Annotated in this window: 23 protein-coding genes and 1 other annotated feature; of the genes, 19 read left to right on the top strand and 4 right to left on the bottom strand. The window is 46.5% G+C overall.

Going from position 1 to position 24,539, the window contains the following annotated elements:
• Window positions 1-116: 116 nt before the first annotated feature.
• Together K8U60_RS18680 and K8U60_RS18675 are read right to left on the bottom strand one after the other, a co-directional pair.
• Entirely contained in the window at window positions 117-1,382 is a 1,266-nt protein-coding gene (locus tag K8U60_RS18680) for a TRAP transporter large permease (protein WP_223643577.1), read from the bottom strand.
• Complete coding sequence (locus tag K8U60_RS18675) at window positions 1,367-1,867, bottom strand: TRAP transporter small permease (protein ID WP_223643575.1); 501 nt, start codon at window positions 1,865-1,867, stop codon at window positions 1,367-1,369. Before K8U60_RS18675 ends, K8U60_RS18680 begins: the two co-directional genes overlap by 16 nt.
• A gap of 416 nt (window positions 1,868-2,283) precedes the next feature.
• Between K8U60_RS18675 and K8U60_RS18670 the strand changes: the two genes are divergently transcribed.
• Window positions 2,284-3,315, top strand: a complete 1,032-nt coding sequence (locus tag K8U60_RS18670; RefSeq protein ID WP_223643574.1) for a DctP family TRAP transporter solute-binding subunit — start codon at window positions 2,284-2,286, stop codon at window positions 3,313-3,315.
• A gap of 153 nt (window positions 3,316-3,468) precedes the next feature.
• A complete protein-coding gene (gene pcaC, locus K8U60_RS18665; protein ID WP_223643573.1) occupies window positions 3,469-3,852 on the top strand; it encodes a 4-carboxymuconolactone decarboxylase in 384 nt (127 codons plus the stop codon).
• A gap of 11 nt (window positions 3,853-3,863) precedes the next feature.
• Here the strand turns inward: pcaC and K8U60_RS18660 are convergent, their stop codons facing one another.
• Window positions 3,864-4,787 (bottom strand): AEC family transporter, encoded by a 924-nt coding sequence (locus tag K8U60_RS18660; protein ID WP_223643571.1) that lies wholly within the window; start codon window positions 4,785-4,787, stop codon window positions 3,864-3,866.
• Between the two features lie 109 nt (window positions 4,788-4,896).
• On the opposite strand from K8U60_RS18660, the gene K8U60_RS18655 reads away from it, so the two are divergent.
• From K8U60_RS18655 to K8U60_RS18585, 15 genes are all read left to right on the top strand, one after another.
• Window positions 4,897-5,826, top strand: a complete 930-nt coding sequence (locus tag K8U60_RS18655; RefSeq protein ID WP_223643569.1) for a hydroxymethylglutaryl-CoA lyase — start codon at window positions 4,897-4,899, stop codon at window positions 5,824-5,826.
• 31 nt (window positions 5,827-5,857) lie between these two features.
• Window positions 5,858-6,652, top strand: coding sequence for an enoyl-CoA hydratase/isomerase family protein (locus tag K8U60_RS18650; RefSeq protein ID WP_223643567.1), 795 nt, complete (start codon window positions 5,858-5,860; stop codon window positions 6,650-6,652).
• Window positions 6,653-6,696: 44 nt separating this feature from the next.
• Window positions 6,697-8,037 carry an MmgE/PrpD family protein gene (locus K8U60_RS18645; protein WP_223643565.1) on the top strand — a complete coding sequence of 447 codons (1,341 nt, stop codon included), beginning with the start codon at window positions 6,697-6,699 and terminating at the stop codon, window positions 8,035-8,037.
• 65 nt (window positions 8,038-8,102) lie between these two features.
• Window positions 8,103-8,630, top strand: a complete 528-nt coding sequence (locus tag K8U60_RS18640) for a PaaI family thioesterase (protein WP_223643563.1) — start codon at window positions 8,103-8,105, stop codon at window positions 8,628-8,630.
• On the top strand, window positions 8,627-9,472 hold the full coding sequence (locus tag K8U60_RS18635) for a fumarate hydratase (protein WP_223643561.1): 846 nt from the start codon (window positions 8,627-8,629) through the stop codon (window positions 9,470-9,472). Before K8U60_RS18640 ends, K8U60_RS18635 begins: the two co-directional genes overlap by 4 nt.
• Before the next feature lie 11 nt (window positions 9,473-9,483).
• Window positions 9,484-10,032: a Fe-S-containing hydro-lyase gene (locus tag K8U60_RS18630; RefSeq protein WP_223643558.1), complete on the top strand. Its 549-nt coding sequence runs from the start codon at window positions 9,484-9,486 to the stop codon at window positions 10,030-10,032.
• Between the two features lie 38 nt (window positions 10,033-10,070).
• Window positions 10,071-10,961, top strand: a complete 891-nt coding sequence (locus tag K8U60_RS18625) for an NAD(P)-dependent oxidoreductase (RefSeq protein WP_223643556.1) — start codon at window positions 10,071-10,073, stop codon at window positions 10,959-10,961.
• A gap of 88 nt (window positions 10,962-11,049) precedes the next feature.
• Window positions 11,050-11,712 (top strand): GntR family transcriptional regulator, encoded by a 663-nt coding sequence (locus K8U60_RS18620; RefSeq protein WP_223643554.1) that lies wholly within the window; start codon window positions 11,050-11,052, stop codon window positions 11,710-11,712.
• A 47-nt stretch (window positions 11,713-11,759) separates the two neighbouring features.
• The gene (locus K8U60_RS18615; RefSeq protein WP_223643552.1) at window positions 11,760-12,818 is read left to right on the top strand and encodes a tartrate dehydrogenase; all 1,059 of its coding nucleotides are present in this window, start codon (window positions 11,760-11,762) and stop codon (window positions 12,816-12,818) included.
• A gap of 146 nt (window positions 12,819-12,964) precedes the next feature.
• Entirely contained in the window at window positions 12,965-13,810 is an 846-nt protein-coding gene (locus K8U60_RS18610; RefSeq protein WP_223643550.1) for an HpcH/HpaI aldolase/citrate lyase family protein, read from the top strand.
• A gap of 35 nt (window positions 13,811-13,845) precedes the next feature.
• A complete protein-coding gene (locus K8U60_RS18605) occupies window positions 13,846-15,012 on the top strand; it encodes a mandelate racemase/muconate lactonizing enzyme family protein (protein WP_317851938.1) in 1,167 nt (388 codons plus the stop codon).
• Between the two features lie 28 nt (window positions 15,013-15,040).
• Window positions 15,041-15,733 (top strand): class I SAM-dependent methyltransferase, encoded by a 693-nt coding sequence (locus K8U60_RS18600; RefSeq protein WP_223643546.1) that lies wholly within the window; start codon window positions 15,041-15,043, stop codon window positions 15,731-15,733.
• Between the two features lie 45 nt (window positions 15,734-15,778).
• Window positions 15,779-17,200 (top strand): SLC13 family permease, encoded by a 1,422-nt coding sequence (locus K8U60_RS18595; protein ID WP_223643544.1) that lies wholly within the window; start codon window positions 15,779-15,781, stop codon window positions 17,198-17,200.
• Between the two features lie 63 nt (window positions 17,201-17,263).
• The gene (locus K8U60_RS18590; protein WP_223643542.1) at window positions 17,264-18,433 is read left to right on the top strand and encodes a CaiB/BaiF CoA transferase family protein; all 1,170 of its coding nucleotides are present in this window, start codon (window positions 17,264-17,266) and stop codon (window positions 18,431-18,433) included.
• Between the two features lie 30 nt (window positions 18,434-18,463).
• A complete protein-coding gene (locus K8U60_RS18585) occupies window positions 18,464-19,639 on the top strand; it encodes an acyl-CoA dehydrogenase family protein (RefSeq protein WP_223643540.1) in 1,176 nt (391 codons plus the stop codon).
• 72 nt (window positions 19,640-19,711) lie between these two features.
• Here K8U60_RS18585 and K8U60_RS18580 read toward each other — a convergent pair whose 3' ends face one another.
• On the bottom strand, window positions 19,712-21,145 hold the full coding sequence (locus tag K8U60_RS18580; protein WP_223643538.1) for a M20 family metallopeptidase: 1,434 nt from the start codon (window positions 21,143-21,145) through the stop codon (window positions 19,712-19,714).
• A gap of 239 nt (window positions 21,146-21,384) precedes the next feature.
• Window positions 21,385-21,613 (top strand) — a binding site (T-box leader).
• A 91-nt stretch (window positions 21,614-21,704) separates the two neighbouring features.
• On the opposite strand from K8U60_RS18580, the gene K8U60_RS18575 reads away from it, so the two are divergent.
• Complete coding sequence (locus tag K8U60_RS18575) at window positions 21,705-22,868, top strand: pyridoxal-phosphate-dependent aminotransferase family protein (protein WP_223643536.1); 1,164 nt, start codon at window positions 21,705-21,707, stop codon at window positions 22,866-22,868.
• Window positions 22,865-24,451 (top strand): phosphoglycerate dehydrogenase, encoded by a 1,587-nt coding sequence (serA, locus tag K8U60_RS18570; protein ID WP_223643534.1) that lies wholly within the window; start codon window positions 22,865-22,867, stop codon window positions 24,449-24,451. The genes K8U60_RS18575 and serA overlap by 4 nt, the downstream gene beginning before the upstream one ends.
• Window positions 24,452-24,539 lie beyond the last annotated feature (88 nt).

Here is a 24,539-nt window from a genome sequence, read left to right as displayed (position 1 = left end):
GGGATTATGCACTGCTATACATTTTGGTCAGGCTTTGTCTATACTCTGAGACGGCAGGTATTTCCTGCCGTCTTTCTTTATGCCAATACCTATTCGATAGCCATACTTGATGAAATTCAGGTTAGGTACAAGGAAATTTGAGGGAAGATGATAATCAGGATCAGAACGATTATAAAGATCATAAAGAATGGGACAACACCTCGTATGACCTGTTCGACCTTTTCACCGGTTATCCCGCTAACAACGAAGAGATTGAGTCCAACAGGTGGTGTGATCATTCCCAACTCCATATTGACTACCATGATGATGGCGAAGTGGATGACATCGATTTCCAATGCTCCAATGATCGGCAGCAAAATCGGCAGCGTAATTAAAATGATGGCTGTCGGTTCCAGGAACATTCCAAGAACGAAGAACAGGATACTGACGATCAGCAAGAATGTCCATTTATTGAAGCCACTGTCACTGACCCAGGCGGCAAAATCTTGTGGAACCTGTTCAGTCGTCAGGAACATCCCGAAAACCAGGGCAGCTGCAATAATCAGGAAAATCATCGAGGTGGTATTGATGGACTCCTTGGTAATTTCGATAAATTGAGACCAGGTCATTTCTCTATAGATAACGATGGATACGATAATGGCATATAATGCAGCTACAAATGAGGCCTCTGTCGGGGTGACAATCCCCGTATAGATACTGCCTAAGATAAGAACCGGCATGATAAGACCCCAAGTAGCTTTCAGTGTAGGGCGCCACCGGTCTTTTAAAGGAACCTTCGGCAAGCCACCGTAATTTTTCCGGTAAGCTACAAGAACAGCATAAATGATTAAAGCTAGCCCAAGTAACAGTCCAGGAAGTATCCCGGCAGAAAATAATCTGCCTGTGGATTGTTCAGAAACTGAACCGTACAGAATTAACGGGATTGAAGGTGGAATCAGAATCCCCAATGTACCAGCGGCAGCGACCAGTCCCATTGAATAGCTTTTGTCATAGCCTGCTTTGACCATCATCGGAATCATAATGGCACCGATCGCAGCAGCAGTCGCTGGACTTGAACCTGAAATCGCAGCAAAAATCATGCAGGTGATGATGGTGACCACTGATAAGCCACCTTTAGTGTGGCCCACCCAGGAACGGATGCATTCGATCAAGTATTTGGATATTCCGCCTTTGGCCATGATCAATCCAGCGAAAACAAATCCGGGAATCGCCATCAAAGTGGTGCTGTTGACTCCAGTGAACATTCTCTGAATCACCGTATTCAATGAAAAGTCCACCATGTAGAGACCGACAATACTCGATACTGCCAAACTGATGGCAATCGGCACCCGTAAGAAAGCAAATACGAAAAGTAAGACGATTACAATTACTGCTGCTTCCATTCTGCATCTCCTCCGCCCGTAACATTTTCTTTCTTGACAAAGTATCGATAAGCTTTTTCACAAAAACGAATAAACAGCAAGGTTCCTGCAATTGGCATGATCAAGTAATTGATCCAGATCGGGAAGCCGACATCAATGGTTTTGATATCTTGGCTGTAAGCTGTGGTCACCATGTCCATTCCAGTCCAAATAATGAAAACACTGAATGCTGCGCCGACCACCAAAGTGAGCACTTGGGAGAAATGCTGCATTTTAGGACCGAATCGATCGTAAAGTACATCGATCGCAATGTGCTTATCTTCTTTTAAAGCGGAAGAGAAACCGATGAAAATGGCCCAAACTAAGAGCATGGTATAGATTTCCGTTGCCCAACTTTGCGAGCTCCCCATAATATAGCGCATGAAGACCGAGTAGAGGCTGATGCCGATTCCAAACAAGAACAAGACAATGGAGAAAGCGCTTTCAATATAATTCAAGTATTTCATTTGAATCCTCCTTTACCTATTTTGTATTTTGGATACGAAAAGAATTAGTCAAATCATAATACAAGTTTTATCGAATAACAAGTGAAAATTTAGAATTGACTAAAAGTTTAAGTGGGTAATTAGTGTCAATAAAATCCTCTCTGCTTTATAAATACAGGTTATTTTTTACTAATTGAAGTAAAATTTTAGCGTATATGAAAATTGAATATTCAAATTTATCTTTACAATCATTTTTTTATATGCTAATTTTGTTGTGAGTTGTATCCAAAATTCATTTGAAGGAGAGCAGCTTAAAATTTTTTGTATAACACGGAGAGCAGGGCTGAAAGAAAGGAAGGTGCAGCTCCAAAATGAAAGCCCTTACAAAAATGTTTTAAGTAGGCACAGGTCCAAAAACCAATAGGGGGGTTCTTTAGATGAAGAAGTATATTCTATCCACGTCACTTTTGATGTCAGCACTTGTATTATCCGCATGTGGCAGTGATGAAGCAGCGACCGGTGGAGAAGGCGGTGCAGAGGGTGTCCAGGAGATGACGATCAAATTCTCTCACGTAGTCGCTGAGAATACACCGAAACACCAAGGTGCTTTAGCTATGAAAGAGTATATTGAAACAGAATCCGATGGCGCTATCGAAGTAGAGATTTATCCAAATAGTTCGTTGTTCGGAGATCAGGATGAATACCAGAATCTGGCCTCGAATAATGTTCAGTTCATTGCACCGGATTTGACGAAGTTTGTCGGAAATAATCCGCAATTCAATGTGCCGGCTCTTCCTTTTATGTTTGATAACGATGAAGAGGCGATTGCATTTTGGGATGGCGAAAAAGGCCAGGAGATTTTGGGGAGCCTGGAAAGCGATGGCGTACTTGGATTATCAATGTGGCCGAACGGTGGTAAGCATATCACTAACAACGAACGGCCAATCGATTCACCGGATGATTTCCAGGGGCTGAAATTCCGTACACAAGGCGGCCAAGTATTGGAAGCTATCTACTCTGCTTTGGGAGCGGGCTCTGAGTCCATTCCGTTCGGCGAACTTTACACAGCGTTGGACCAAGGAGTAGTTGAGGGACAGGAAAATACATTCAGCAATATCGAATCCAAGAAATTTGATGAAGTTCAAGATTACATGACAATCATGAACCATACGCGTGTAGATTATGCTGTTTTCACGAATACAGAGTTCTGGGAAAGCATGAATGATGAAACAAAAGAGATAGTGCAGGCTGGCTTGGATGAAGGTACAGCGGTGGCACGTGAGGAAGCAACAAGTCTGAACGAAGAAGCTCTCGAATTGATTCGTGAAAGAGGGCTGGTTGAAATCATCGAGTTGACACCAGAACAAATCGAAGAGTTCCGTACAGCATTGGAGCCTATCTACGATGAGTTCGAAGATGAAATCGGCGCAGATGTATACGAAGCGGCGCGTGAAGCAGCAGGCCAATAATACTTGAAGAGAACTGAAAAAAGTTGGCTGTCACCATAGCCAGCTTTTTTCAGTTTAATATCCGGCTAAAGATAAGCATTGATTGAATACAGAATTTTTCACCGCTTGGCATCCAGAAAAAGAAAAAATAACTAACAGATAGGAGAATGGAATATGAACAAAGAGAAGTTTGAGCAGGGATTGGAAATACGAAGAAGTGTACTGGGCGCAGAATATGTGGACAAATCGATCCAGAATGCGACGGACTTTAATATGCCGATGCAGGAATTGGTGACGGAGTATTGCTGGGGAGAGATTTGGGCGCGGCCAGGTTTGCCGAAAAAGACACGGAGCATGCTGAATCTCGCTATGATTACGGCATTGAATCGGCCTCATGAATTGAAGCTGCATGTCAGAGGAGCTATCAATAACGGCTTAACAAAAGACGAAATTCAGGAGGTTTTCCTGCAGGCCGCCATCTATTGCGGTGTACCAGCGGCGATTGATAGCTTCCGGACAGCAAAAGAAGTATTTGATGAAATGGATAAAGAGCAATAATTCAGTCCCTCTTAAACAAAGAGGATCCGCGATAGGAAAATGACGATAGTTACGGATAAAGCGCTGAAAATAGTTGATGCAAGAACAGCTTGAGCCGCAAATGCAGTTTCATTTTCGTATTCCTGTGCAATGATGGCACTATTTACGGAACTTGGAACGGCGGAAGCGATGAACATCGCTTGAGCTGTGATGGTGTCGACGTTAAGAAATTGAATGATGATAAAGGCGAGAAGCGGACTGATGATGAGCCTGACACCTACGCTCAAGTAAACAGTAACCATATTCTTAGTGAAATTCAGTTGAACGACTTGCGCACCAAGGGTCAAAAGAGCCAATGCAATCAAGGCATCTGCAATATAAGAGCCTGGTGTGTACAAGAATTGCGGAAGTGTTAGGTCAAAGGCATTCAGTATGAGACCGAAAAACATCGCATAAAGCACCGGCATTTTAAAATAAGGGACGGTAGCCTTAATCTTGGACTTGTCCAGTCGCTGCAAGCTGATAATGCCGTAGGAATAGACCAGCAAGTTTTGAAAAGTAAGGACCAATACCTGGACCGCCATAGCGATCGGATCCTGGCGAAATGCCAAGTCATTAACGGAAATGCCGTAATTTCCTGAGTTGTAGAACAAAGAACTATGTGAAAAGGCGATACTGAGCCCTTTGCTGAAACCGAGAAGCTTGCTGATTAACTTGGATACAAAATACAAAAATAAAGACAAAAAAATAAAAAACACCAATACTTTAAAAAACATTTCTAAAGCCAAATCAGTTTCGTAAAGACGGATAAAAATTAATCCTGGCACTAAATAATAAATATTGATTTTTGCCAGCGTATTCAAATCAAAATGGAATTTCAAATGCAAAAATGCCCCAAGTCCAATCAAAATGAGAATGGGGACGATGATATTCAAGAAAATATTGAAAATCTCCATAACACTCTCTCCTTCCATTCATTAAGCAGTCTGCCTGATTCTTGTTTCTGTACAATATACACCATTAAGAAAATTATACCAATCAATTTTGGGACTGAGGTGAATCAAAATGAAACTGCCAAAAAAAGTGAAGATAAACGAAGTGGTATTAAGGGATGGACTGCAGTTGGAAGACAAAGTACTGACGGTGGACGAAAAAAAAGCCTTATTTGATCAATTGGTGAAAGCCAATCTTCGAACAGTGGAATTCGGTTCTTTCGTCCATCCGAAGCTGGTTCCGCAAATGGCAAACAGTGGGGAACTATTTGAGTTGATTTCAAAAGAAGCGAATCAACTCGAACTGATTGCCCTAATCCCGAATTTAAAGGGAGCAAAGAATGCACAGGAAAAAGGTGTAGAAAGATTGAATTTTGTCTTTTCGGCAAGCGATACGCATAACCAGCAAAATGTGCAGAAAAGTACAGAAGAATCATTGCACGATCTCAAAGAAATTCTTGTTTATTGCGAAGACCATGCAATGTTAGTGAATGTATCGGTTGCCACGACTTTCGGCTGTCCGTTTGAAGGTGAAGTGAGCAAGGACAGAATCCAGTGGATCCTCGAGCAATTGGTGCCGTTGAATGTAGAGACCATTACGCTCGCAGATACCACCGGCATGGCGAATCCGCAGCAGGTCTACGATTTGGTGTCGGAGATGACAACCAAATTTCCGGAACAATCGTTCAATCTTCATTTCCATAATACAAGAGGCATGGGGCTTGCCAATATGCTGGGGGCTATGCAGGCCGGCATCACGAGTTTTGATGCTTCTTTAGGCGGTCTTGGCGGCTGCCCATTTGCCCCTGGTGCGACAGGGAATATCTGCACAGAAGATGTGGTCCACATGCTGCACAGCATGGGAATCGAGACCGGGCTGTCACTTGAAGAATTGATGGCAGCTTCAAGAACGCTTCAACAATATGTTGGCCACGAAACACCCAGCTACGTTCTGAAAGCAGGCCCCTACGACCGGAAATATCCAGTTCCGGCAAACAAATAGAACTTTTAGAGATGATTTGGAGGATGCGACCATGGCCAATTGGGAAACCTTGAACTTAATTGACGAACACCGTAATGAAAACGTCTTTGTGATTGAATTGAATAGGCCGGAGGCGATGAACTCGCTGAATACGAAAATGGGCATCGAGCTGGTTGACTGCCTGAAATCACTGGAGCAGGAAAAGGAATTGCGGGTTCTGGTGCTCACTGCCAAAGGGGAAAAAAGTTTTTGTGCAGGTGCGGATTTAAAGGAACGGAAAGGGATGACCAATGAACAATGGAAACAGCAGCATGACATTTTTGAAGATGCTTATGAATTGCTGCGGAACTTCAAGTTTCCTGTCATTGCAGCCGTCAATGGCTTTGCTTTAGGCGGCGGCATGGAGATGCTGCTGAGCTGCGACCTCCGCTATGCAGCGGAACACGCCAAGATGGGATTGCCTGAAGTGAAACTCGGCATCATCCCGGGTGTAGGCGGAACGCAATTATTGCCGCGTGCGATTCCAGTCGGATTGGCAAAAGAGATGTTGTTTAGAGGAAACCAGGTGGATGCAGCTAAAGCAGTGGATATCGGCATTCTAAATGGCGTCTTTTCGAAAGAGGAGCTGATGCCGAAGACGCTGGAAGTGGCGAAGGAAATTGCGCGAAATGCGCCGTTATCCCTGCAATCCATCAAAAAATCCATCTCTACCGGCCTTCATACGGACATCAATACGGCCCTGTCGATTGAACTTGATCAATATTATAAATGTGCAAATTCAGCGGATCGCCTCGAGGGTGTTTTGGCCTTCAATGAAAAACGGAAGCCGGAATGGCAAGGGAAATAACAAAGTGCTGATGCTGTAGCGCATTAGTGGAAGGAGAACCTAAAATGGAGTTAAGCAGACAATTGGCGAGGTACAGCTTAGAACTTTCATACGATGAGTTGCCGGAAGAAGTCGTAGAGTTTACGAAGTTGTGCATTCTTGACTATTTTGGGTCAGCGATTGCGGGGTCGGATAAAAGCCCAGTTCAAATGGTCAGCGATTTAGTCAATGAAATGGGTGGCTTTGAACAGGCGAAACTGGTCACTGGAGGAAAATCCAGTGCCGTTCATGCGGCTTTAGTGAACGGAGCAGCAAGTCATGTAATGGAACTTGATGACATCCATAAAGGGTCCATTGTACATGCGGCAACGGTCGTTATTCCTGCGGCACTTGCGGTTGCGGAATGGAAGAAGCTTAGCGGAAAAGAACTGATCACGGCAGTAGTGGCGGGATATGAAGTCTGTTTTAGAATCGGGGAAGCGGTATCGCCTTCTCATTATTACTACTGGCACAATACAGCTACATGCGGCACTTTTGGTGCTACAACAGCGGCCGGAAAACTGCTCGGTTTAACAGAAGATGAAATGGTCAGCGCCTTAGGAAATGCAGGTTCCCAGGCTGCGGGATTATGGGAATTCATCGTCGATGGAGCGATGACCAAGCAGTTGCATACTGGAAAAGCGGCAATGAACGGAACAATGGCCGCTTTATTGGCAAAAAAAGGATTTACGGGACCGAAAAAGATACTTGAAGGCGACCGGGGCTTTTTTAATGCGATGAGTGAGGAACATGATGCTTCAAGAATAACGGAAAACCTGGGTCAGGAGTTCAAGATTCTGGAGAATTCTTTTAAAATCCATGCTTCATGCCGCCATACCCATCATGCTGTCGATCTACTGATCGATGTCTTTAAGGAGCAGAACCCCGCATTGGACGAAATCGAATCGGTGGAAGTGGATTCCTATCAAGTTGCGCTTACGATTACAGATGATCCTGATCCACAGACAGAATATGCTGCTAAATTCAGCCTCCAATTCTGTTCGGCATTGGCCTTGTTGAATGGCCGTGCGAGTCTGGATGACTTCAATGGAGATAAGCTATGGGATGAAGATATTCGATCGCTGGTGAAAAAAGTCAATGTCCACACGGATCCCGCAATTGATAACGGTTATCCGAAGCAGTGGGGAGCTGCAGTCAGTGTTCTGCTGAAGAATGGGGAGAAAATCAGCAAGCAAACTGATTTTCCAAAAGGCGACCCTGAAAATGCGGTGACTTCAGAAGAACTGCTTGAAAAATTCATGGGAATGGCCACGAAGTTACCTACTGAACAGCGGCAGGCATTAGCGGAGAGCTTGATGGACTTAGAATCAGCAGAGAATGTCGGTGATCTGATGGATACATTGTAAAACGGTTTTTACCGCGATTGAACCGGAAGCAGGATAAAAAGAATTCATGCAAAGAGGGCGTCTTTATGGAACAGAACAGTGAGCAAAAACTGGAAATCGCAAAACTGCAAAAGCAATTGGAATCCTTCAATCCTATTGAACTGGAGCAGGCTGCCTATTTATTGTCGCTCTTGCAGGAGCCGCAGGCTGATTCAACCGGAAATGCTGTACCCATGCATTTTTTGGGGCGTTTTTTAGGGATGGTGCAGAATCAGAACGGTACGACAGAGATGGCATTGGGGTTTCAGAACGAAAATACTTATGGTGTGGCACAGGGCGGTTCCATTTATACACTGGCCGATGTCGCCATCGGTTTTAGTATCCTGCAGAATTTAACAGAAGGTGAAAAAGTCTTCACTTTGGAACTGAAAGTGAATTTTATTGAAAAAGGGCAAGGTTCCCGTTTGATTGCGACTCCCCTCATTTTAAGGCAAGGCAGAAGCACGGTCGTTTCTGAATGTTCGATTCACGATGTCTCGGGGAAATTAGTCGCGAAAGCGCTGGGTACCTTTTATATCAGTGGTGCATCAAAAAGGAAGGAGGGAGACAAGTGAATGAGATTACTTACGAAACTATTGTGGAAGAAGTAAAAGCCATGTGCATGGAGTCCAATTACAATCTTGGAGAAGATGTCTACTCGGCATTTAAACAGGCATTGCAGACGGAACGTTCAGAAACCGGCAAGGAAGTGTTGACGCAGCTGATTGATAACGCAGATATTGCCAAAGCCGAAAGGGTGCCCATGTGCCAGGATACCGGGACTGCAGTGTTTATGGTCGAGGTTGGCCAGGATTGCCATATTGTTGGCGGAAGATTAGTGGATGCCATCAATGAAGGGGTGGAAAAAGGTTATGGAGAAGGCTATTTAAGAAATTCCATGGTCTACAATCCGATGAACCGAAAAAATACTGGAAACAATACGCCAGCCATTGTCCATATCGATTTGCTTGAAGGGGAAGAGCTGACTCTCCATATGACAGCTAAAGGCGGCGGGGCCGAAAACATGAGTGCATTGAAGATGCTCAAGCCATCTGATGGAATGGAAGGGGTTAAGGATTATATTTTATCCATCGTTAAAGAAGCAGGGCCGAATGCCTGTCCGCCGCTGGTGGTCGGCATTGGAATCGGCGGAAATTTTGAACGCTGCGCTTTTTTGGCGAAAAAATCATTGTTCCGCCCTTTAGGGGTGCGCCATGAAGATCCGGCAGTTGCAGAGCTTGAGCTGGAATTGATGGAACAAATCAACCGCCTCGGCATCGGCCCGCAAGGAATGGGCGGCAGCACGACCGCACTGGATGTAAAAGTGGAACTCGAGTCCTGCCATATTGCGGCTTTGCCGGTGGCTGTCAATTTGAACTGCCATGCGAGCCGCCACCAAACGATTAAACTGAAGTGAGGTGAAAGTGCATGCAGAAGAAAATCAACCTGCCTTTACGAGACGAAGACATCGAATCGCTGAAAGCAGGAGACCGCGTATTGCTTTCCGGTATCGTCTATACAGCAAGGGACGCAGCCCATAAGCGAATGGTGGAACAGGAAAAAGATGGAACACCGCTTCCGGTGGAGCTGGATGGCCAGGTTTTGTATTACACGGGGCCGACTCCTGCAAAACCTGGAGAAGTGATCGGTTCGGCGGGACCGACGACGAGCGGCAGAATGGATCTGTATACGCCGGCTCTTCTTGAAAAAGGATTGAAGGGAATGATCGGCAAGGGATATCGAAGTGAAGAGGTCATCACTTCCATGCTCCAACACAAAGCGGTTTATTTCGGTGCTGTCGGTGGTGCTGCAGCGCTGATTGCCCGCTCAATCAAAAAAGCGGAAGTGGTCGCCTATGAAGATCTGGGTACAGAAGCTATCCGGAAACTGACCATTGAAGATTTTCCGGTATTTGTCATCAATGATATCCATGGCGGTGATATTTATAAGGATGGCGTTGCGAAATACAAACAATGAGGATAGTCGACAAGATACCCAAAAAGGGGGCAACATGGATGAAAGCAGGAATTATCGGGTTGGGCAATATGGGCGGCCGTATGGTGAAAAGGCTGCTGGAGCAAGGAGTCGAAGTGGGTGTTTTTGACGTCAATAAAGAGTTCGTCCAAAAATTCGTGGAGCTTGGTGCAAAAGAAGCTGAAAGCCCCGCAGATTTAGCAGAAAAATATTCATACATCCTGACAGTCTTGCCGAATGTATTCATTGTTAAAGAAACGTTGACTGGTCCGGAAGGGTTGATGGAAGGCATGAATTCAGACAGCCTGCTGATTGAAATGACGACGTCCATTCCTTCAGTAACAAAAGAACTGAGTGCCTTGCTGAAAGAAAAAGATCTGAAGATGATTGATGCCCCCGTGAGCGGTGGGGTCAAAAAAGCGGAAGAAGGCACTTTGTCCATCATGGTCGGAGGCGAGGAAGCAGACTTCGAAAGAGCAAAACCGCTGCTTGAATGCATGGGAGCCAATATTTTTCACGTCGGCGAAGCAGGGGCGGGCCATACCATAAAAGCGTTGAACAATATGATTTCCGCAACAACATTAGCAGCTACGGGAGAAGCGATGGCACTTGGCGTCAAATTAGGTCTTGATCCTGAAAAGATGCTGAACGTTATCAACGCCAGCACCGGCAGAAGCTTTTCCAGTGACTTCAAATTTCCCAATCAAGTGCTGACGCGGAAATTCGAAGTTGGCTTTACGTTGGATCTGATGGTCAAAGATCTGAAGATTGCGATGGCGATGGCGGAGGAAGAAAAAGTGCCGATGTTCATTTCCAGTGCATCGTTCCAACTTTGGAAGCATGCCTGGTCCCAGGGCGGCGGTGATCAGGACCATACCGCCATTGTGAAATATATCGAAGACATGTTCGCTGTGGAAATCAAAGGGTCCTGATCAACCCAATACTCGAAGGTGGTTTTTAATGATAAAATGCAATTATTCTTTCCTGCAGTTAAAGGGGAACGTGTTTAAGGGGTGCCATATGGAAAAATTTAAATTAACAGAGCAGGATAGAGCCACTTTGCAATATAAAGTAACAAATAAACTGAGGGAATTGATACTCAAAGGCGAATTCAAAATGGGCGAGCGTTTGATGCAGGAGGAATGGGCACAAAAGTTGGGCGTCAGCCGGATGCCTCTTAGAGAAGCATTGCGTCAGCTGGAAGTGGAAGGGTTGGTCAGAATCGAGCCAAGAAGAGGCGCGGTGGTCACGCCAATTTCCACAGAGGATATTGAAGAAATCTATCAATTGAGAGCTCTCTTGGAAGGACAGGCAGTCGTAAAGTCGCTCCCTTATTTAGGCGATGAAGAAATTGAGGAACTCCAAAATCTATACGATGAAATGATCAAACTGAAAGCCGATGAAAACGATGTTGAAATCTTTATGAAATTGAACGCTGAGTTTCACCGGATTTTAAGGGAGAGCTGCCCTTGGAGAAGGATCCAGGGGTTTATTGAAACTTTATGGAAAGGAATTCCTCCCTATACACCAAGCCTGCTGTCGAACCATCTGGCGGATTCGCATGAAGAACATCGCTTAATGCTGGAATACGTCAAACAGAAAGACGAAGTCCAGTTAAGGAGAATCACCGAAAAGCATATTCTGAGAACGAAAGAAAACTTAATTGAAATGATGAAAGAATAAAGGGATTTATTTGTTGAGTGTTTGATAAAGGGAGAGGGGCAGACAGTATGAAACAAATCGAGTTAGCGGTTATTCCAGGAGATGGCATCGGAAAAGAGGTGGTTCCGGAGGCATTGCGTGTCCTGGATGTGATAGCAGAAATCCACGGTGGATTAAAGTTCAACTCAATCCACCACCCATGGAGCTCGGAATATTATGTCCAACATGGAATAATGATGCCGGAGGACGGCTTGAGCCAAATCGCACAAAGTGATGCGGTTTTCCTGGGGGCTGTCGGGGACCCCGACTTAGTGGCTGACCATATTTCACTGGGAGGGTTGCTGCTGAAAATCCGACGGGAATTTGAGCAGGTTATCAATATCCGGCCTGCCAAGCAGCTGAAAGGCATCGTCTCGCCTTTAGCAAATCCGCGGGACTTCGACATCATGATTGTCCGTGAAAACAGCGAAGGCGAATACAGCAGTATTGGCGGCAGAGTCCACAGCGGAGAAGATGAAATTGTCATCCAAAATGCGGTGTTTACCAAAAAAGGGGTTTCCCGTGTCATCGAGTATGCATTTGAATTGGCAAAACAACGGAACGGAAGGGTGACGAGCGCCACCAAATCCAATGGAATCGTACACTCCATGCCGTTTTGGGATGAAGTCTTCAAAGAAGTCGCAACCAATTATGAAGAAATTCAAACCAATAGCGAGCACATTGATGCACTCTCTGCTTTTTTCATCACCAAGCCGCAGACGCTGGATGTAGTAGTAGCCAGCAACTTGTTCGGTGATATTTTAAGCGATATAGGCGCTGCCATAATGGGCAGCATCGGAATAGCGCCGGCAGGAAATATCAATTTAAATGGCAAATACCCATCCATGTTCGAACCGGTTCATGGCTCAGCACCGGATATTTTTGGCAGAGGGATCGCTAATCCCATCGGGCAGATCTGGACAGCCAAAATGATGCTCGACCATTTCGGAGAACTGGAAATGGGTACATTGTTGCTCGAGGCTATCGAAGCTTCTATGCAATCCGGCATCAAGACGGCGGATATTGGCGGCAGCTCTTCCACTTCCGAGGTAACCGATGAAATAATTGCTAATCTTAGAAAACAGTAAGTTGTCGCGGAGTGCTGCACAAGACAACTGCTGTCTTTTTAAAAGAACTAAATTTTCTGAAAAGTATTTTACAATAGCCCAATCATTTAGTAAGATGAGAATTAAATTAATATTGTATCCAATATCCAATGATTGGAGAGAGTGCAATGAATACACCACGCTCCTATTTATTTGTTCCAGCTAGAGATCTTTCCATTATAAAGAAAGCGTTCTCATCTATTGCTGATGTTGTCATCTTGGATTTAGAGGATGCTGTGGCTGTCTCGGAAAAGCAAGCAGCGCGGCAAGTAATGAAAGAAGCGTTGGAGACGCATCAACACGAAAACAGGGGTGTTGTCCGCATCAACAGTCTTGACACCGATTTATGGGAAGCCGATTTAGAAGTGGCGATCCGCAGTAGAGCTGGTGGAATTATGGTTCCAAAAGCGGAAAGTGAGCAGGACATACAAAAGGTCTGCCATAGAATACGGAGTATCGCCGGGGACAAAACAGTAGAGGTGATTCCATTGATAGAAAGCGCTAAAGGTGTGCAGTTCGCATATGCGATTGCATCCGCAGATTCACTGGTTTCGGCTCTGGCTTTCGGGTCAATCGATTTTTCCTTGGATATCGAATGTGAACTTACACCTGAAGGGCTGGAATTATTATATGCCCGTTCCCAATTGGTGATCGCTTCAAAAGCAGCAGGAATCGGCTCGCCGATCGATGCGGTCTATCCTGATTTAACGGATGAAGATGGACTGAAAAAGCAAACGGTTTTTGCCAAACAGTTGGGTTTCAAGGCGAAACTGGTCATCCATCCGAAACAATTGGGAGTTGTCCATCAAGTGCTTTCGCCTTCAGAGGAAGAGCTTGCCTTGGCTAGAGAAATCGTCGGAGCATTTGAACAAGCTGAAAAAACAGGCAAGGCTTCGATTGAAGTCAAAGGACAGTTTGTCGATTATCCAGTCTATAAAAAAGCTAAACGAATCTTGCAGAATAGAGACTATTAAACAATCTTCCCATTAAAAATGATGAGGTGAGCAACGTGAAAATAGTGAAAATCGATGTTAAGACAGTACCGATCAGCAGTCCTATCCGCAACGCTTATATAGATTTCAGCAAAATGACCACTTCGGCTCTGGCGATTACCACTGATGTTGTCAGAAACGGGAAACCCGTAGTGGGTTACGGATTTAATTCGAATGGAAGGTATGCACCCACTTGTTTACTGGAAGAACGTTTTATCCCACGGCTTCTGGAAGCGGACCCGAAAGACATTGTGACAGCTGATGGAGGCAACTTGGACCCCCACAAAATACATAAAATCATCATGTCCAATGAAAAGCCGGGCGGTCATGGCGAGCGCGCAGTTGCGGTGGGCGTCATTGACATGGCGGTCTGGGATGCTGTTGCAAAAATAGAGGAAAAGCCTTTGTACCAGCTGTTGGCGGACCGCTATGGAACCGGGAAAACGGATGACAAGGTCTATATTTATGCGGCGGGCGGCTATTATTTCCCTGATAAAGGCTTGACTGAGCTTCAAGACGAGATGAAAGGCTATTTGGATCTGGGCTACCGTGACGTGAAAATGAAAGTTGGCGGTGCGTCATTGAATGAAGACCTCCAGCGAATTGAGGCAGTTCTGGACATTTTGCCAAAAGGCAGCGGCTTGATGGTTGATGCCAATGGCCGCTTCGATTTGGACTATGCCATTGAGTTTGGTGAAAAAGTAAAAGACTATGAACTGATTTGGTACGAAGAAGCAGGAGACCCATTGGATTATCATTTACAGGCAGAGCTTTCCAAGCGTTATCCGCATGCCTTGGCAACTGGCGAAAACCTGTTTTCACTTCAGGATGCCACCAATTTAATCCGGTACGGAGGGATGGACCCGGAAAAAGATTTTCTGCAATTCGACTGCGCCCTCAGCTACGGGTTGGTGGAGTATTTGCGGATCCTCGATATGCTGAAAGACCATGGCTGGTCTTCGCGCCGCTGCATCCCGCATGGCGGCCACCAATTGTCACTCAATATTGCAGCAGGTCTGGAGCTTCACGGCAATGAATCTTATCCAGGCGTCTTCGAACCTTTCGGCGGATTTGCGGATCGCTACGCAGTGGAGGACGGCTATGTCCGGCTCCCGGAAGTGCCGGGAATCGGCTTTGAAGAAAAGGCCAATTTGTATGAATTGTTGCTGACAATCGGCAAGTAAGGATAAAAAGTAAGGGGGAGGTAAAAACGTGGCAGGCAAAATGGAATTCAATCAGGACATTGCGACTGAATATGACAAAGGGGTGAGACGGACATTGCCGACTTACGATCCGATGCTGCGCTTGTCACAAACCTTTCTTCGCAATGCACTTAACGAGCAGGCAGAAGTATTGGTGGTCGGCTGTGGCGGTGGCAATGAATTGAAAACTTTTGGTGTTCCGAACCAAGGCTGGCGATTTACGGCGGTCGATCCGGCAAAAGCCATGTTGGAAGCAGCGAAAGCCAAAGCGGCGCATGCCGGAATCGAAGACCGCATCGAATGGGTGAACGGGACCGTAATGGATGTACCGACAGAAAAGCGCTTTGATGGCGCGACCTGCATCCTGGTCCTCCACTTTGTTCCAGAGATAGAAGAGAAAAGGGCGCTGCTGATGAAAGTAAGAAGTCATTTGGATTCAGGCGCGCCTTTCGTATTGGTCAGTAAATTCGGAGATCCAGACGATCCCGAATTTAAAGAGCTGGTCGCTTTATGGAAAAACTACTGGCTGGACATGACCAATCTGCCAGAGCAAAAAGTGGAGGAATTGATGAAAGGAACTTTAACGGAATCCTCGATTTCTGAAGCTCAAATTCGTCAATTGCTGAAGGACTCAGGGTTCCACCGGGTCGCCAACTTCTTTAAGACCAACCATTTTGGCGGATGGATCTGTTACGCGGATTAAAAAAATACGGAACCTGCTCGGCTGTGAAAAAGGAGGTAAGGAAGCATGAAAAGCAATCCGGCGGAAAGCAGGAGGACGCTCCTGTTTATAGGCATAGCTGTTTTGGGTTTCCTTGCTGTCTATTTTTTATTGCCAGATGAATTTTCCTACGCCGCTAAAGTGATGACCAGCATCATTACGCTCGGGATTATCCTATGGTCATTGGAACCGATCCCGATCGGGTTGACGGCCTTGATCATTCTATTGTTGATGCTGCTATTCGGTATTGCGGATTCGTCGGTTATCTTCAGCGGATTTGCGTCACCGGCAACTTATTTGATCGTCGGAGGCATGATGCTTGCCACAGCGGTCAATGAAACGGCCTTGATCAAACGGATGAGCTACACCATCCTGAAAAAGTGGGGCGGCCGCTCAGCTGGCTTGCTCGGCAGCATCATCATCATCCAGCAGATTCAAGCATTTTTTATTCCTTCCACTGCTGTCCGGTCTGCCCTGATTCTACCGGTTTCAACCATGATCATTGAAACGACCCATGCCGAGCCAGGCGGGAATTTGCGGAAAATGATTATGCTCGGTGTCGCTTTCGGCGGCATCATCAGCGGAACATCTGTCATGACTGCGGCAATCGGCAATATTTTGACGGTGGAATTGCTCAATCGTTTTGCGGGAATCAATATCACGTATTTCGAGTGGTTCTATTACACTTTCCCGATCTGGCTGATATTGATTCCGGCAATATGGCTCATGCTGTTGAAAGTTTTTCCATTGCCGGAAGAGCAGAGCTATTTTCCGGCAATCAAAGAAGAAATGACAGGGAAGCTGAAAGAATTAGGACCTGTCAATGCGCGGGAAATCCGTTGTTTGGCTATTCTGTTGACGATTGTGATTTTTTGGCTGACTGAGCCTCTTCATGGTCTGCATCCGAGCGTTCCCGCTCTAGCCGGTGTGGTGTTGATGACATTGCCCATTATCGGCGTCGCTGCATGGGAGCCTGTCGTCCGCATCAACTACAATACCGTTTTGTTGATCAGCGTCACCTTATCGATGGGCTATACATTTGTGGATTCAGGAGCCGCAACCACCATCAGCCAATACTTGAGTGTCGGTTGGTTCATGCAGCTTATTCAAAATCCGTTTTCTGCCGTAGTAATCGTCATTGTCTTGGCTCAAATTTTTCATAAAATGATTTCCAATGTTGCCACTGCCGTTGTTGTCCTGGTGCCGATTGTCATCAGTGTAGCCCAAAATGCGGGAATCGATCCCCTGGCCATTGCTTTTACAACAGGCTTGACCTGTCTTTTCGGATTTGTCCTGATTGTTGAATCCATGCCGAACCTGATTGCCCACAGCACCGGAATGATTTCACAGAAAGATTTTTTGAAGCCTGGTTTATACGCTACTGTCATTTCAATGGCGGCAACTGTTCTGGTCGCCGCAACTTGGTGGAATTGGATTGGGTTGATTTAATGTTGCCCAGTTTGAAAAGATGGATTTTCTGTTCATCAATCGAATCAACAAGGAGGAATTCATATGTTGCCATTGGAAGGCATAACCGTCGTTTCTTTGGAGCAGGCTGTTGCAGCGCCTTTTGCGACCAGGCAATTGGCCGATTTGGGTGCGCGGGTCATTAAAGTGGAACGGCCGGGAGTGGGCGATTTTGCCCGGAATTATGATAAGACGGTGAAAGGGATGGCCAGCCATTTTGTTTGGATCAATCGTTCCAAAGAGTCGTTGGCGCTGGATCTTAAGCAGGAAGAGGCCAAAGAGGTTTTGTATAAATTATTGGAAGAGGCCGACGTGTTTCTTCATAATCTGGCACCCGGCGCAGTGGATCGCCTTGGATTCAGCGCCGAGGAATTGAAGGCAAAGTATCCGAAGCTGATCATCTGCTCCATTTCGGGTTATGGCACCTTCGGCCCGTATACCAATAAAAAAGCGTATGACTTGCTGATCCAATGCGAAGCAGGGCTGGTTTCTGTAACCGGGACAGAAGATACTCCGTCCAAAGCCGGAATTTCCATTGCCGATATTGCGGCAGGAATGTATGCCTATACCGGGGTGTTGACCGCCATCATTTCACGCTATAAAACAGGCAAAGGCGCGATTATTGAAGTGTCCATGCTGGAAGCGCTGGCGGAATGGATGGGTTATCCGCTCTACTACTCCGCGTACGGGGACAACGAACCACAGCGAACCGGGGCAAGCCATGCCACGATTTATCCGTATGGCCCGTTTGAAGCCGGAGATGGCAAAATGGTCTTTATGGGGATCCAAAATGAACGGGAATGGGTTGAATTCTGTGAAACTGTTTTGGATAACCCTGAGCTGGCGGTTGACCCTTTGTTCAACAGCAATTCCCAGCGGGTGGTCAATAAAACAGCACTGAAAACTATCATTGAAGACGTATTTCAAGGAATGGATTCCGGCCAGGCCATCGAACGGCTGGAACAGTCTCGGATCGCCAATGCACGCCTCAATACTATGAACGAACTGGTCGACCACCCGCAATTAGCGGCACGCGACCGCTGGCGGGAAGTGGATTCGCCAGTGGGGAAATTGAAGGCGCTTATCCCGCCGGTCACTTCAGATGAAGTCGATACTGTCATGAATCCGATTCCGGCAGTCGGGGAACATACGCATTCCATTTTGTCGGAGTTTGGATTTTCTGAGCAGCAAATAAAAAAGTTGACCACACAATGAAAAGGCAGCATTCGAAAGGGGAAAATGGAAATGGCGAAATTAACGCAGCAGGAAAGAGAACAATTACGGCAGGAAGTGCGGAAACTGTGTTCGGAATTCCCGAATTCCTATTGGAGAAAGCTGGATCTTGAGCGGGAATACCCTTATAAATTTGTGGATGCGTTGACGAAAAGCGGCTATCTTTCCGCATTGATTCCTGAACAGTATGGCGGCAAAGGATACGGCATGACAGAAGCGACCATCATTCTGGAAGAGATTAACCGCTCGGGGGGCCACGCCGCCGGATGCCACGCTCAGATGTATACGATGGGCGCCTTATTGAAGCATGGCAGTGAAGAGCAGAAACAACAGTATCTGCCCGGCATCGCAGATGGCTCGATCCGCTTCCAGGCGTTCTCGGTGACAGAAGAGAAAGCCGGCTCCAATACCACCGCAATCGAAACCTTCGCTGAAAAAACAGCAGCTGGCTATCGGGTCAACGGCCATAAAAATTGGACCAGCCGATTGCTGCAATCAGATTTGCTGATGGTGCTGGCACGCACGACGCCGCTTGCGGATGTAGGGGAAAAGAGGGCTGAAGGACTTAGCCTGTTCCTCGTCGATCTGCGGATCATCCGCGAACAGCAGCCCGAATCCTTGGTAGTGGAACCGGTTCGGGCCATGTTCAATTACGCAACCAATCAAGTTTGGTACAAGGATATGGAGATTCCGGCCGAATGCCTGATCGGGGAAGAAGGCAAAGGGTTCCGTTATGTATTGGACGGCATGAACGCAGAGCGGACCTTATTGGCAGCGGAAGCGATTGGCGACGGTTATTTCTTCATCGACAAAGCCACCAGCTATGCCAATGAACGGGTAGTCTTCAACCGGAAGATCGGAGAAAATCAAGGCATCCAGTTTCCGATAGCCCGGGCTTATGCAGCGATCAAAGCAGCGGACTTGATGCGCTACGAAGCGGCAAAAAGATTTGACGAAAATGAGAAATTCGGAGAACAGGCCAACTTGGCGAAATTCCTGTCGAGTGAAGCAAGCTGGCAGGCGGCCAATGTCTGCCTGGATACATTCGGCGGCTATGGATTCGTCGATGAGTATGATGTCGAGCGGAAATTCAGGGAGACCCGGATGTACCAAGTGGCACCCGTCAGCAACAATATGATTTTGGCTTATCTCGGCCAGAATGTGCTGAAGATGCCTCGCTCTTATTAATGGCCAGAAGAAAAAGACGCCAGAAAATTTTCTGGCGTCTTTTTTGCGTCTTAAGAATGTTTATTTCTTCCGTTATTTCAAAGCAGAGGGCTGAACCCCTTCCGGAATCGGACAGGTATAAGGCTCTTTCGCGCGCTTCGCTTCGTGTTCGGCTTTGATCGCCTGAAGGTCTTTGGGATTATTGAACAAATGGATGGCGGTATTCGCCATGACTTCAGAGGACAAGAGCATGCCGCTGTGTGCAAATGAACTGATGCCTTGCGTCACCATCTGCCATGTGTGAAGAGGCGTACCGATGGCTGATGTGGCCGTTGTCACTTGAGCAGTGGGAACAATCCAACTGACATCCGAAACATCGGTGGACCCTGCCATCACTTCATCCGAAGGAACATACTCGGAAATTACGTCTGCAAGATATTTGCCTTCGAACTCGCTGCCGTCTCCGCTGTAGCCGAAAGTTTTCATGCCGGCGAGAAAATTATTTTTTTCTCCTTCAGATAAAGTCTGCCAGATTCCTGCAGCGAATTCCTTTTCTTCTGCCGTTGGCTCGACTGCTCCGGCTTCCTGCAATTTCTTATTTAGAATCGCCTCCAATGTCCGGTTCGGTTCATAGTTGGAGCAGGCTTTATCGAAGACAATCGTCATATCGGTTTCTGTCATCAATGCAGAACCTTCCGCGATTTTGCAGACGCGTTTGTAGATTTCATCGACTTGTGCCACTTTCGGCGCACGGATTAAATACAGAACTTCCGCTTCCGACTGGACAACATTTGGTGAAAATCCGCCACTGTTGGTGATGGCGTAATGCATCCGTGCTTCCTGGACGACATGTTCGCGCAAGTAATTGACGCCGACATTCATCAGCTCTACCGCATCCAGAGCACTGCGTCCTAAATGCGGCGAATTTGCTGCGTGCGAAGCCACTCCTTTGAAACGGAAATAGACTTGATAATTGGCGAGGCTCGATAAGCTCATGATGGAATTGGCATATGAAGGGTGCCAGGTCAAAGCGACATCCAAGCCATTGAAGGCGCCTTCACGTACCATGAAGGTTTTGCCGGAGCCGCCTTCTTCAGCGGGACAGCCGTAAAATTTCACGGTTCCGTTGATCTTATTTTCAGTGAGATAAGCTTTAACGGCATATGCCGCTGCAAGTGAGCCGGTGCCGAGCAGGTTGTGGCCGCAACCGTGGCCGATGCCACCTGGTACCAAGGGCTCTTGCTGTGTAGAGTTCGCTTTTTGGCTGAGGCCGGAGAGGGCGTCGAATTCACCTAGAAATCCGATGACCGGCTTTCCTTCTCCATAAGTTGCCACAAATGCGGTTTCAATGCCGGCTACTCCGCGTTCGACTGAAAATCCCTCTTTCTCCAGTTCATCAGCTAAGAAAGCAGCGGACTCAAATTCTTCGTAGCGCGTTTCAGGATGTTCCCAAACGTATTGGCTGATTGATTCGAAGTGGTCTCTGTTGCTCGATAAGTAGTTAGTGACAGAAGAGTTAATTGCCATGTCAATTCCTCCTTTGAAATAAATTCATAATCATTATAACAAAAATATGTTCTTTTCCGGAAATGAGCCTGAATTGGTCTACTTCACCGAATTATGAAAATATTTTTTCGTTTTTATTAGAGCCATGGGGCTTCTGGGTTTGTGAAAGATGGAAACGTTTGCAAAGAAGTCTAAATATTTTTTATATATTGACAACGCATTTTAGGCTGTATATGATGGAGTCAATTCAAATATACAGATTAACTATGTTGATGGAGATACGCTTTATGCAGGGAAATCTCAAGAGAGCTGATGGTTGGTGAAAATCAGTGGTTTCGGCATTTGGCAGCACTTCTGAATAGATGGATTGAATAACCCAGTAGGTCCATCCGCTTCATGTCCGTTACGCATGTGAACCAATGAGACTGTCAGTTTTTTTGACGGTGAATTAGGGTGGTACCGCGAAATGGAAGACTCTTCGCCCCTTGCATCTTTATGTAAGGGCGGAGAGTCTTTTTTGTCGTCTTTACACAATCACTGCCCGCAAATGCGGGGAAATCGAGAGGGGAATGAAATCATTATGCTGACTGACCAACAAATTTTACGAATCCCAGGACCAACGCCAATTCCACCGAGTGTCCAACGTGCAATGGCACAACCGATGATCGGCCACCGTGGACAGAGTACATCCGAAATGATCAGTGACATCAGACCAAGATTGAAACGCGTTTTTGGAACCAAGCAGGAAGTTGTCATTTTGACGGGGAGTGGGACTGCGGGGCTGGAAACCGCAGTGGTTAATACAGTTGCTCCTGGCGAAGAAGTTTTGGTTCTCGTAACCGGTGCATTCGGTGATCGTTTTGCGAAAATTTGTAAAGCATATGGTATTCAAACCCACGTATTCGAAGTGGAATGGGGTCTTGCGGTCGATCCGGAAGCGGTAAAGAATTTCCTTGTGGAACATCCTGAAATCAAGGTGGTCTTCTCCACCTTCTGTGAAACTTCCACTGGCGTACTGAACCCGATCAAGGAATTGGCAGCAGCTGTCAAAGAAGTATCCGAGGCGCTTGTCATTGTAGATGGTGTATCTTGTGTAGCGGGAACGGAAACCCAAATGGATAAATGGGGAATCGATGTTGTAGTCACCGGTTCACAAAAAGCCTTTATGCTTCCGGCAGGCCTATCATTCGTAGCGGCAAGTGACCGTGCATGGAAGAAGATCGAAGCGAACCCCCAGCCACGTTTTTACCTGGACCTTAAAAAACACAGAGACAATATTCTAAAAGACACAACGCCGTTTACTCCGGCCCTGTCGATTTTATTCGGATTGCAGCAAGTACTCCAGTTGCTGGAGGAAGAAGGGTTGGAAGCCGTATACGCAAGACATCACTTGATGAAGGATATGACCCGTGCCGCATTTAAAGCATTGGGCATTCCGCTACTGACTTCTGACAAAGATGCATCACCGACAGTTACAGCCGTGAAACCGGATGACTTTGATGCGGAAGAATTCCGTAAAGTGATGAAGAAGGAATTTGCATTGGAAGTGGCTGGCGGCCAACAGCATCTAGCGAAAAAGATTTTCCGCATCGGCCACATGGGCTATTGTTCTCCGGCAGATATGCTGCAGGCAATTGCCGCAATGGAAATCGGATTGGTCAAAGTAGGAAAAGAAATCGAACTCGGTAAAGGAATTGCCGCTGCACAGCAAGTCTTTTTAACAGAAGGGAAGAAAACCAAATGACTTTTCACGTACTGATCAGTGATCCACTCAGCGAAGAGGGAATTTATCCCCTGCGCCAGGCGAACGGCGTAAACATCGTCATGGAAACCAACTTAACTCCGGAACAATTGGGAGAGCGTATTGATGGGTTTGATGCGCTGCTTGTCCGTAGCCAGACCCAGGTGACACGGGAATTGATTGAAAAAGCATCAAACTTGAAGATTATCGGACGTGCAGGTGTCGGCGTCGACAATATCGATCTGGAAGCTGCTACAGAACATGGCATTATCGTGGTCAATGCGCCGGACGGCAATACCAACTCAGCCGCTGAGCATACGATGGCGATGCTGATGTCTATGGCACGCAAAATTCCACAGGCGTTTCACGCTCTGCGCAATCAAAAATGGGATCGTAAATCATATGTCGGCGTGGAATTGAAGAACAAGACGCTTGGAGTTGTCGGCTTTGGCCGAATCGGACAGGAAGTGGCAGCACGTGCAAAAGGGCAGCGGATGAACGTCATTGCCTATGATCCATTCTTGACGGCTGAAAAAGCGGAAAAGCTGGGTGTGGATTTTGGATCAGTGGAAGATGTCCTGAAAGTGGCGGATTTCGTTACTGTCCATACGCCTTTGCTAAAAGAAACCAAGCATTTGATCAATAAAGAAGCCTTTGAAATCATGAAAGACGGCGTCCAGATCGTCAACTGTGCACGCGGCGGCATCATCGATGAAAATGCATTGTTCGACGCAGTGAAATCAGGTAAAGTAGCCGGCGCTGCACTTGACGTTTTTGAGCAGGAGCCGATGATTGACTTCCGGCTATTGGATTTACCGGAAATTATCGCAACGCCTCATTTAGGCGCCAGCACATTTGAAGCTCAGGAAAGTGTAGCTGTGGATGTCAGCATGGACGTGGTCAGCTACTTCACAACAGGAACTGTGCGGAACTCAGTGAACCTGCCGTCAGTACCGAAAGAAATCATGAAGAAAATCGAACCTTACTTTGATTTGTCAGAGCGTTTGGGTGCCTTTTTAACTGATTTAAGTGGTGCGGCTGCAGAAGAAGTGACGGTCCGCTATGCTGGAGATTTGGCTAATATGGAAGTGGGTCCATTGACGCGCAATATGCTGAAAGGCATGTTGAAGCGCCATCTTGGCAAGCATGTCAACGACGTGAATGCCATGTATATCGCCAATCAAAAAGGCATTGTGGTCAGCGAACAAAAGACTACGGAATCGAAAGGGTTTACGAGCTTGATCACTGTGGAAGTGAAAACAGCAAAGGGCACGAGAAAAGCCGCTGGAACGCTGTTGAATGGACAAGGTGCACGTATTGTCAAAGTGGATGATTATTTGGTGGATGTGGTGCCGGAAGGCCATCTGCTGTATGTTCGCCACAATGACCGCCCAGGCGTCATCGGACGTGTCGGAACTTTGCTCGGCCAGGAGAACGTCAACATTGCGACGATGCAGGTTGGACGCTCGAATGTCGGTGGAGACGCCATTATGATGTTATCGATTGATAAGCCTGCGGAATCAAGCAGCCTGGAACAATTGGCGAAATTGGATGAAATTCAGGGAGTCACACCCATCAACCTATAAGAAACAGAAAAGAGGTCCTCATAGCGAGGACCTCTTTTGTGTCAGAGTGTAGACAAAGCCTGACCAAAATGTATAGCGGTGCATAATC

This window comes from Planococcus circulans (genome assembly GCF_020023385.1).
Lineage (GTDB): Bacteria > Bacillota > Bacilli > Bacillales_A > Planococcaceae > Planococcus.
Note: the sequence above shows the minus strand (reverse complement) of the source record. Positions and strands in the feature narration are given on the sequence as shown.

Bases quoted from the DNA above. Each gene is read 5' to 3' on its own strand.
- K8U60_RS18595 (WP_223643544.1), top strand. From the start codon at position 15,779: ATGAAAAGCAATCCGGCGGAAAGCAGGAGGACGCTCCTGTTTATAGGC.
- K8U60_RS18580 (WP_223643538.1), bottom strand. From the start codon at position 21,145: ATGGCAATTAACTCTTCTGTCACTAACTACTTATCGAGCAACAGAGAC.
- K8U60_RS18590 (WP_223643542.1), top strand. From the start codon at position 17,264: ATGTTGCCATTGGAAGGCATAACCGTCGTTTCTTTGGAGCAGGCTGTT.
- K8U60_RS18615 (WP_223643552.1), top strand. From the start codon at position 11,760: ATGAAACAAATCGAGTTAGCGGTTATTCCAGGAGATGGCATCGGAAAA.
- K8U60_RS18655 (WP_223643569.1), top strand. From the start codon at position 4,897: ATGAAACTGCCAAAAAAAGTGAAGATAAACGAAGTGGTATTAAGGGAT.
- K8U60_RS18630 (WP_223643558.1), top strand. From the start codon at position 9,484: ATGCAGAAGAAAATCAACCTGCCTTTACGAGACGAAGACATCGAATCG.
- K8U60_RS18660 (WP_223643571.1), bottom strand. From the start codon at position 4,787: ATGGAGATTTTCAATATTTTCTTGAATATCATCGTCCCCATTCTCATT.
- K8U60_RS18610 (WP_223643550.1), top strand. From the start codon at position 12,965: ATGAATACACCACGCTCCTATTTATTTGTTCCAGCTAGAGATCTTTCC.
- K8U60_RS18650 (WP_223643567.1), top strand. From the start codon at position 5,858: ATGGCCAATTGGGAAACCTTGAACTTAATTGACGAACACCGTAATGAA.
- K8U60_RS18585 (WP_223643540.1), top strand. From the start codon at position 18,464: ATGGCGAAATTAACGCAGCAGGAAAGAGAACAATTACGGCAGGAAGTG.
- K8U60_RS18625 (WP_223643556.1), top strand. From the start codon at position 10,071: ATGAAAGCAGGAATTATCGGGTTGGGCAATATGGGCGGCCGTATGGTG.
- K8U60_RS18670 (WP_223643574.1), top strand. From the start codon at position 2,284: ATGAAGAAGTATATTCTATCCACGTCACTTTTGATGTCAGCACTTGTA.
- pcaC (WP_223643573.1), top strand. From the start codon at position 3,469: ATGAACAAAGAGAAGTTTGAGCAGGGATTGGAAATACGAAGAAGTGTA.
- K8U60_RS18620 (WP_223643554.1), top strand. From the start codon at position 11,050: ATGGAAAAATTTAAATTAACAGAGCAGGATAGAGCCACTTTGCAATAT.
- K8U60_RS18680 (WP_223643577.1), bottom strand. From the start codon at position 1,382: ATGGAAGCAGCAGTAATTGTAATCGTCTTACTTTTCGTATTTGCTTTC.
- K8U60_RS18640 (WP_223643563.1), top strand. From the start codon at position 8,103: ATGGAACAGAACAGTGAGCAAAAACTGGAAATCGCAAAACTGCAAAAG.
- K8U60_RS18675 (WP_223643575.1), bottom strand. From the start codon at position 1,867: ATGAAATACTTGAATTATATTGAAAGCGCTTTCTCCATTGTCTTGTTC.
- serA (WP_223643534.1), top strand. From the start codon at position 22,865: ATGACTTTTCACGTACTGATCAGTGATCCACTCAGCGAAGAGGGAATT.
- K8U60_RS18575 (WP_223643536.1), top strand. From the start codon at position 21,705: ATGCTGACTGACCAACAAATTTTACGAATCCCAGGACCAACGCCAATT.
- K8U60_RS18645 (WP_223643565.1), top strand. From the start codon at position 6,697: ATGGAGTTAAGCAGACAATTGGCGAGGTACAGCTTAGAACTTTCATAC.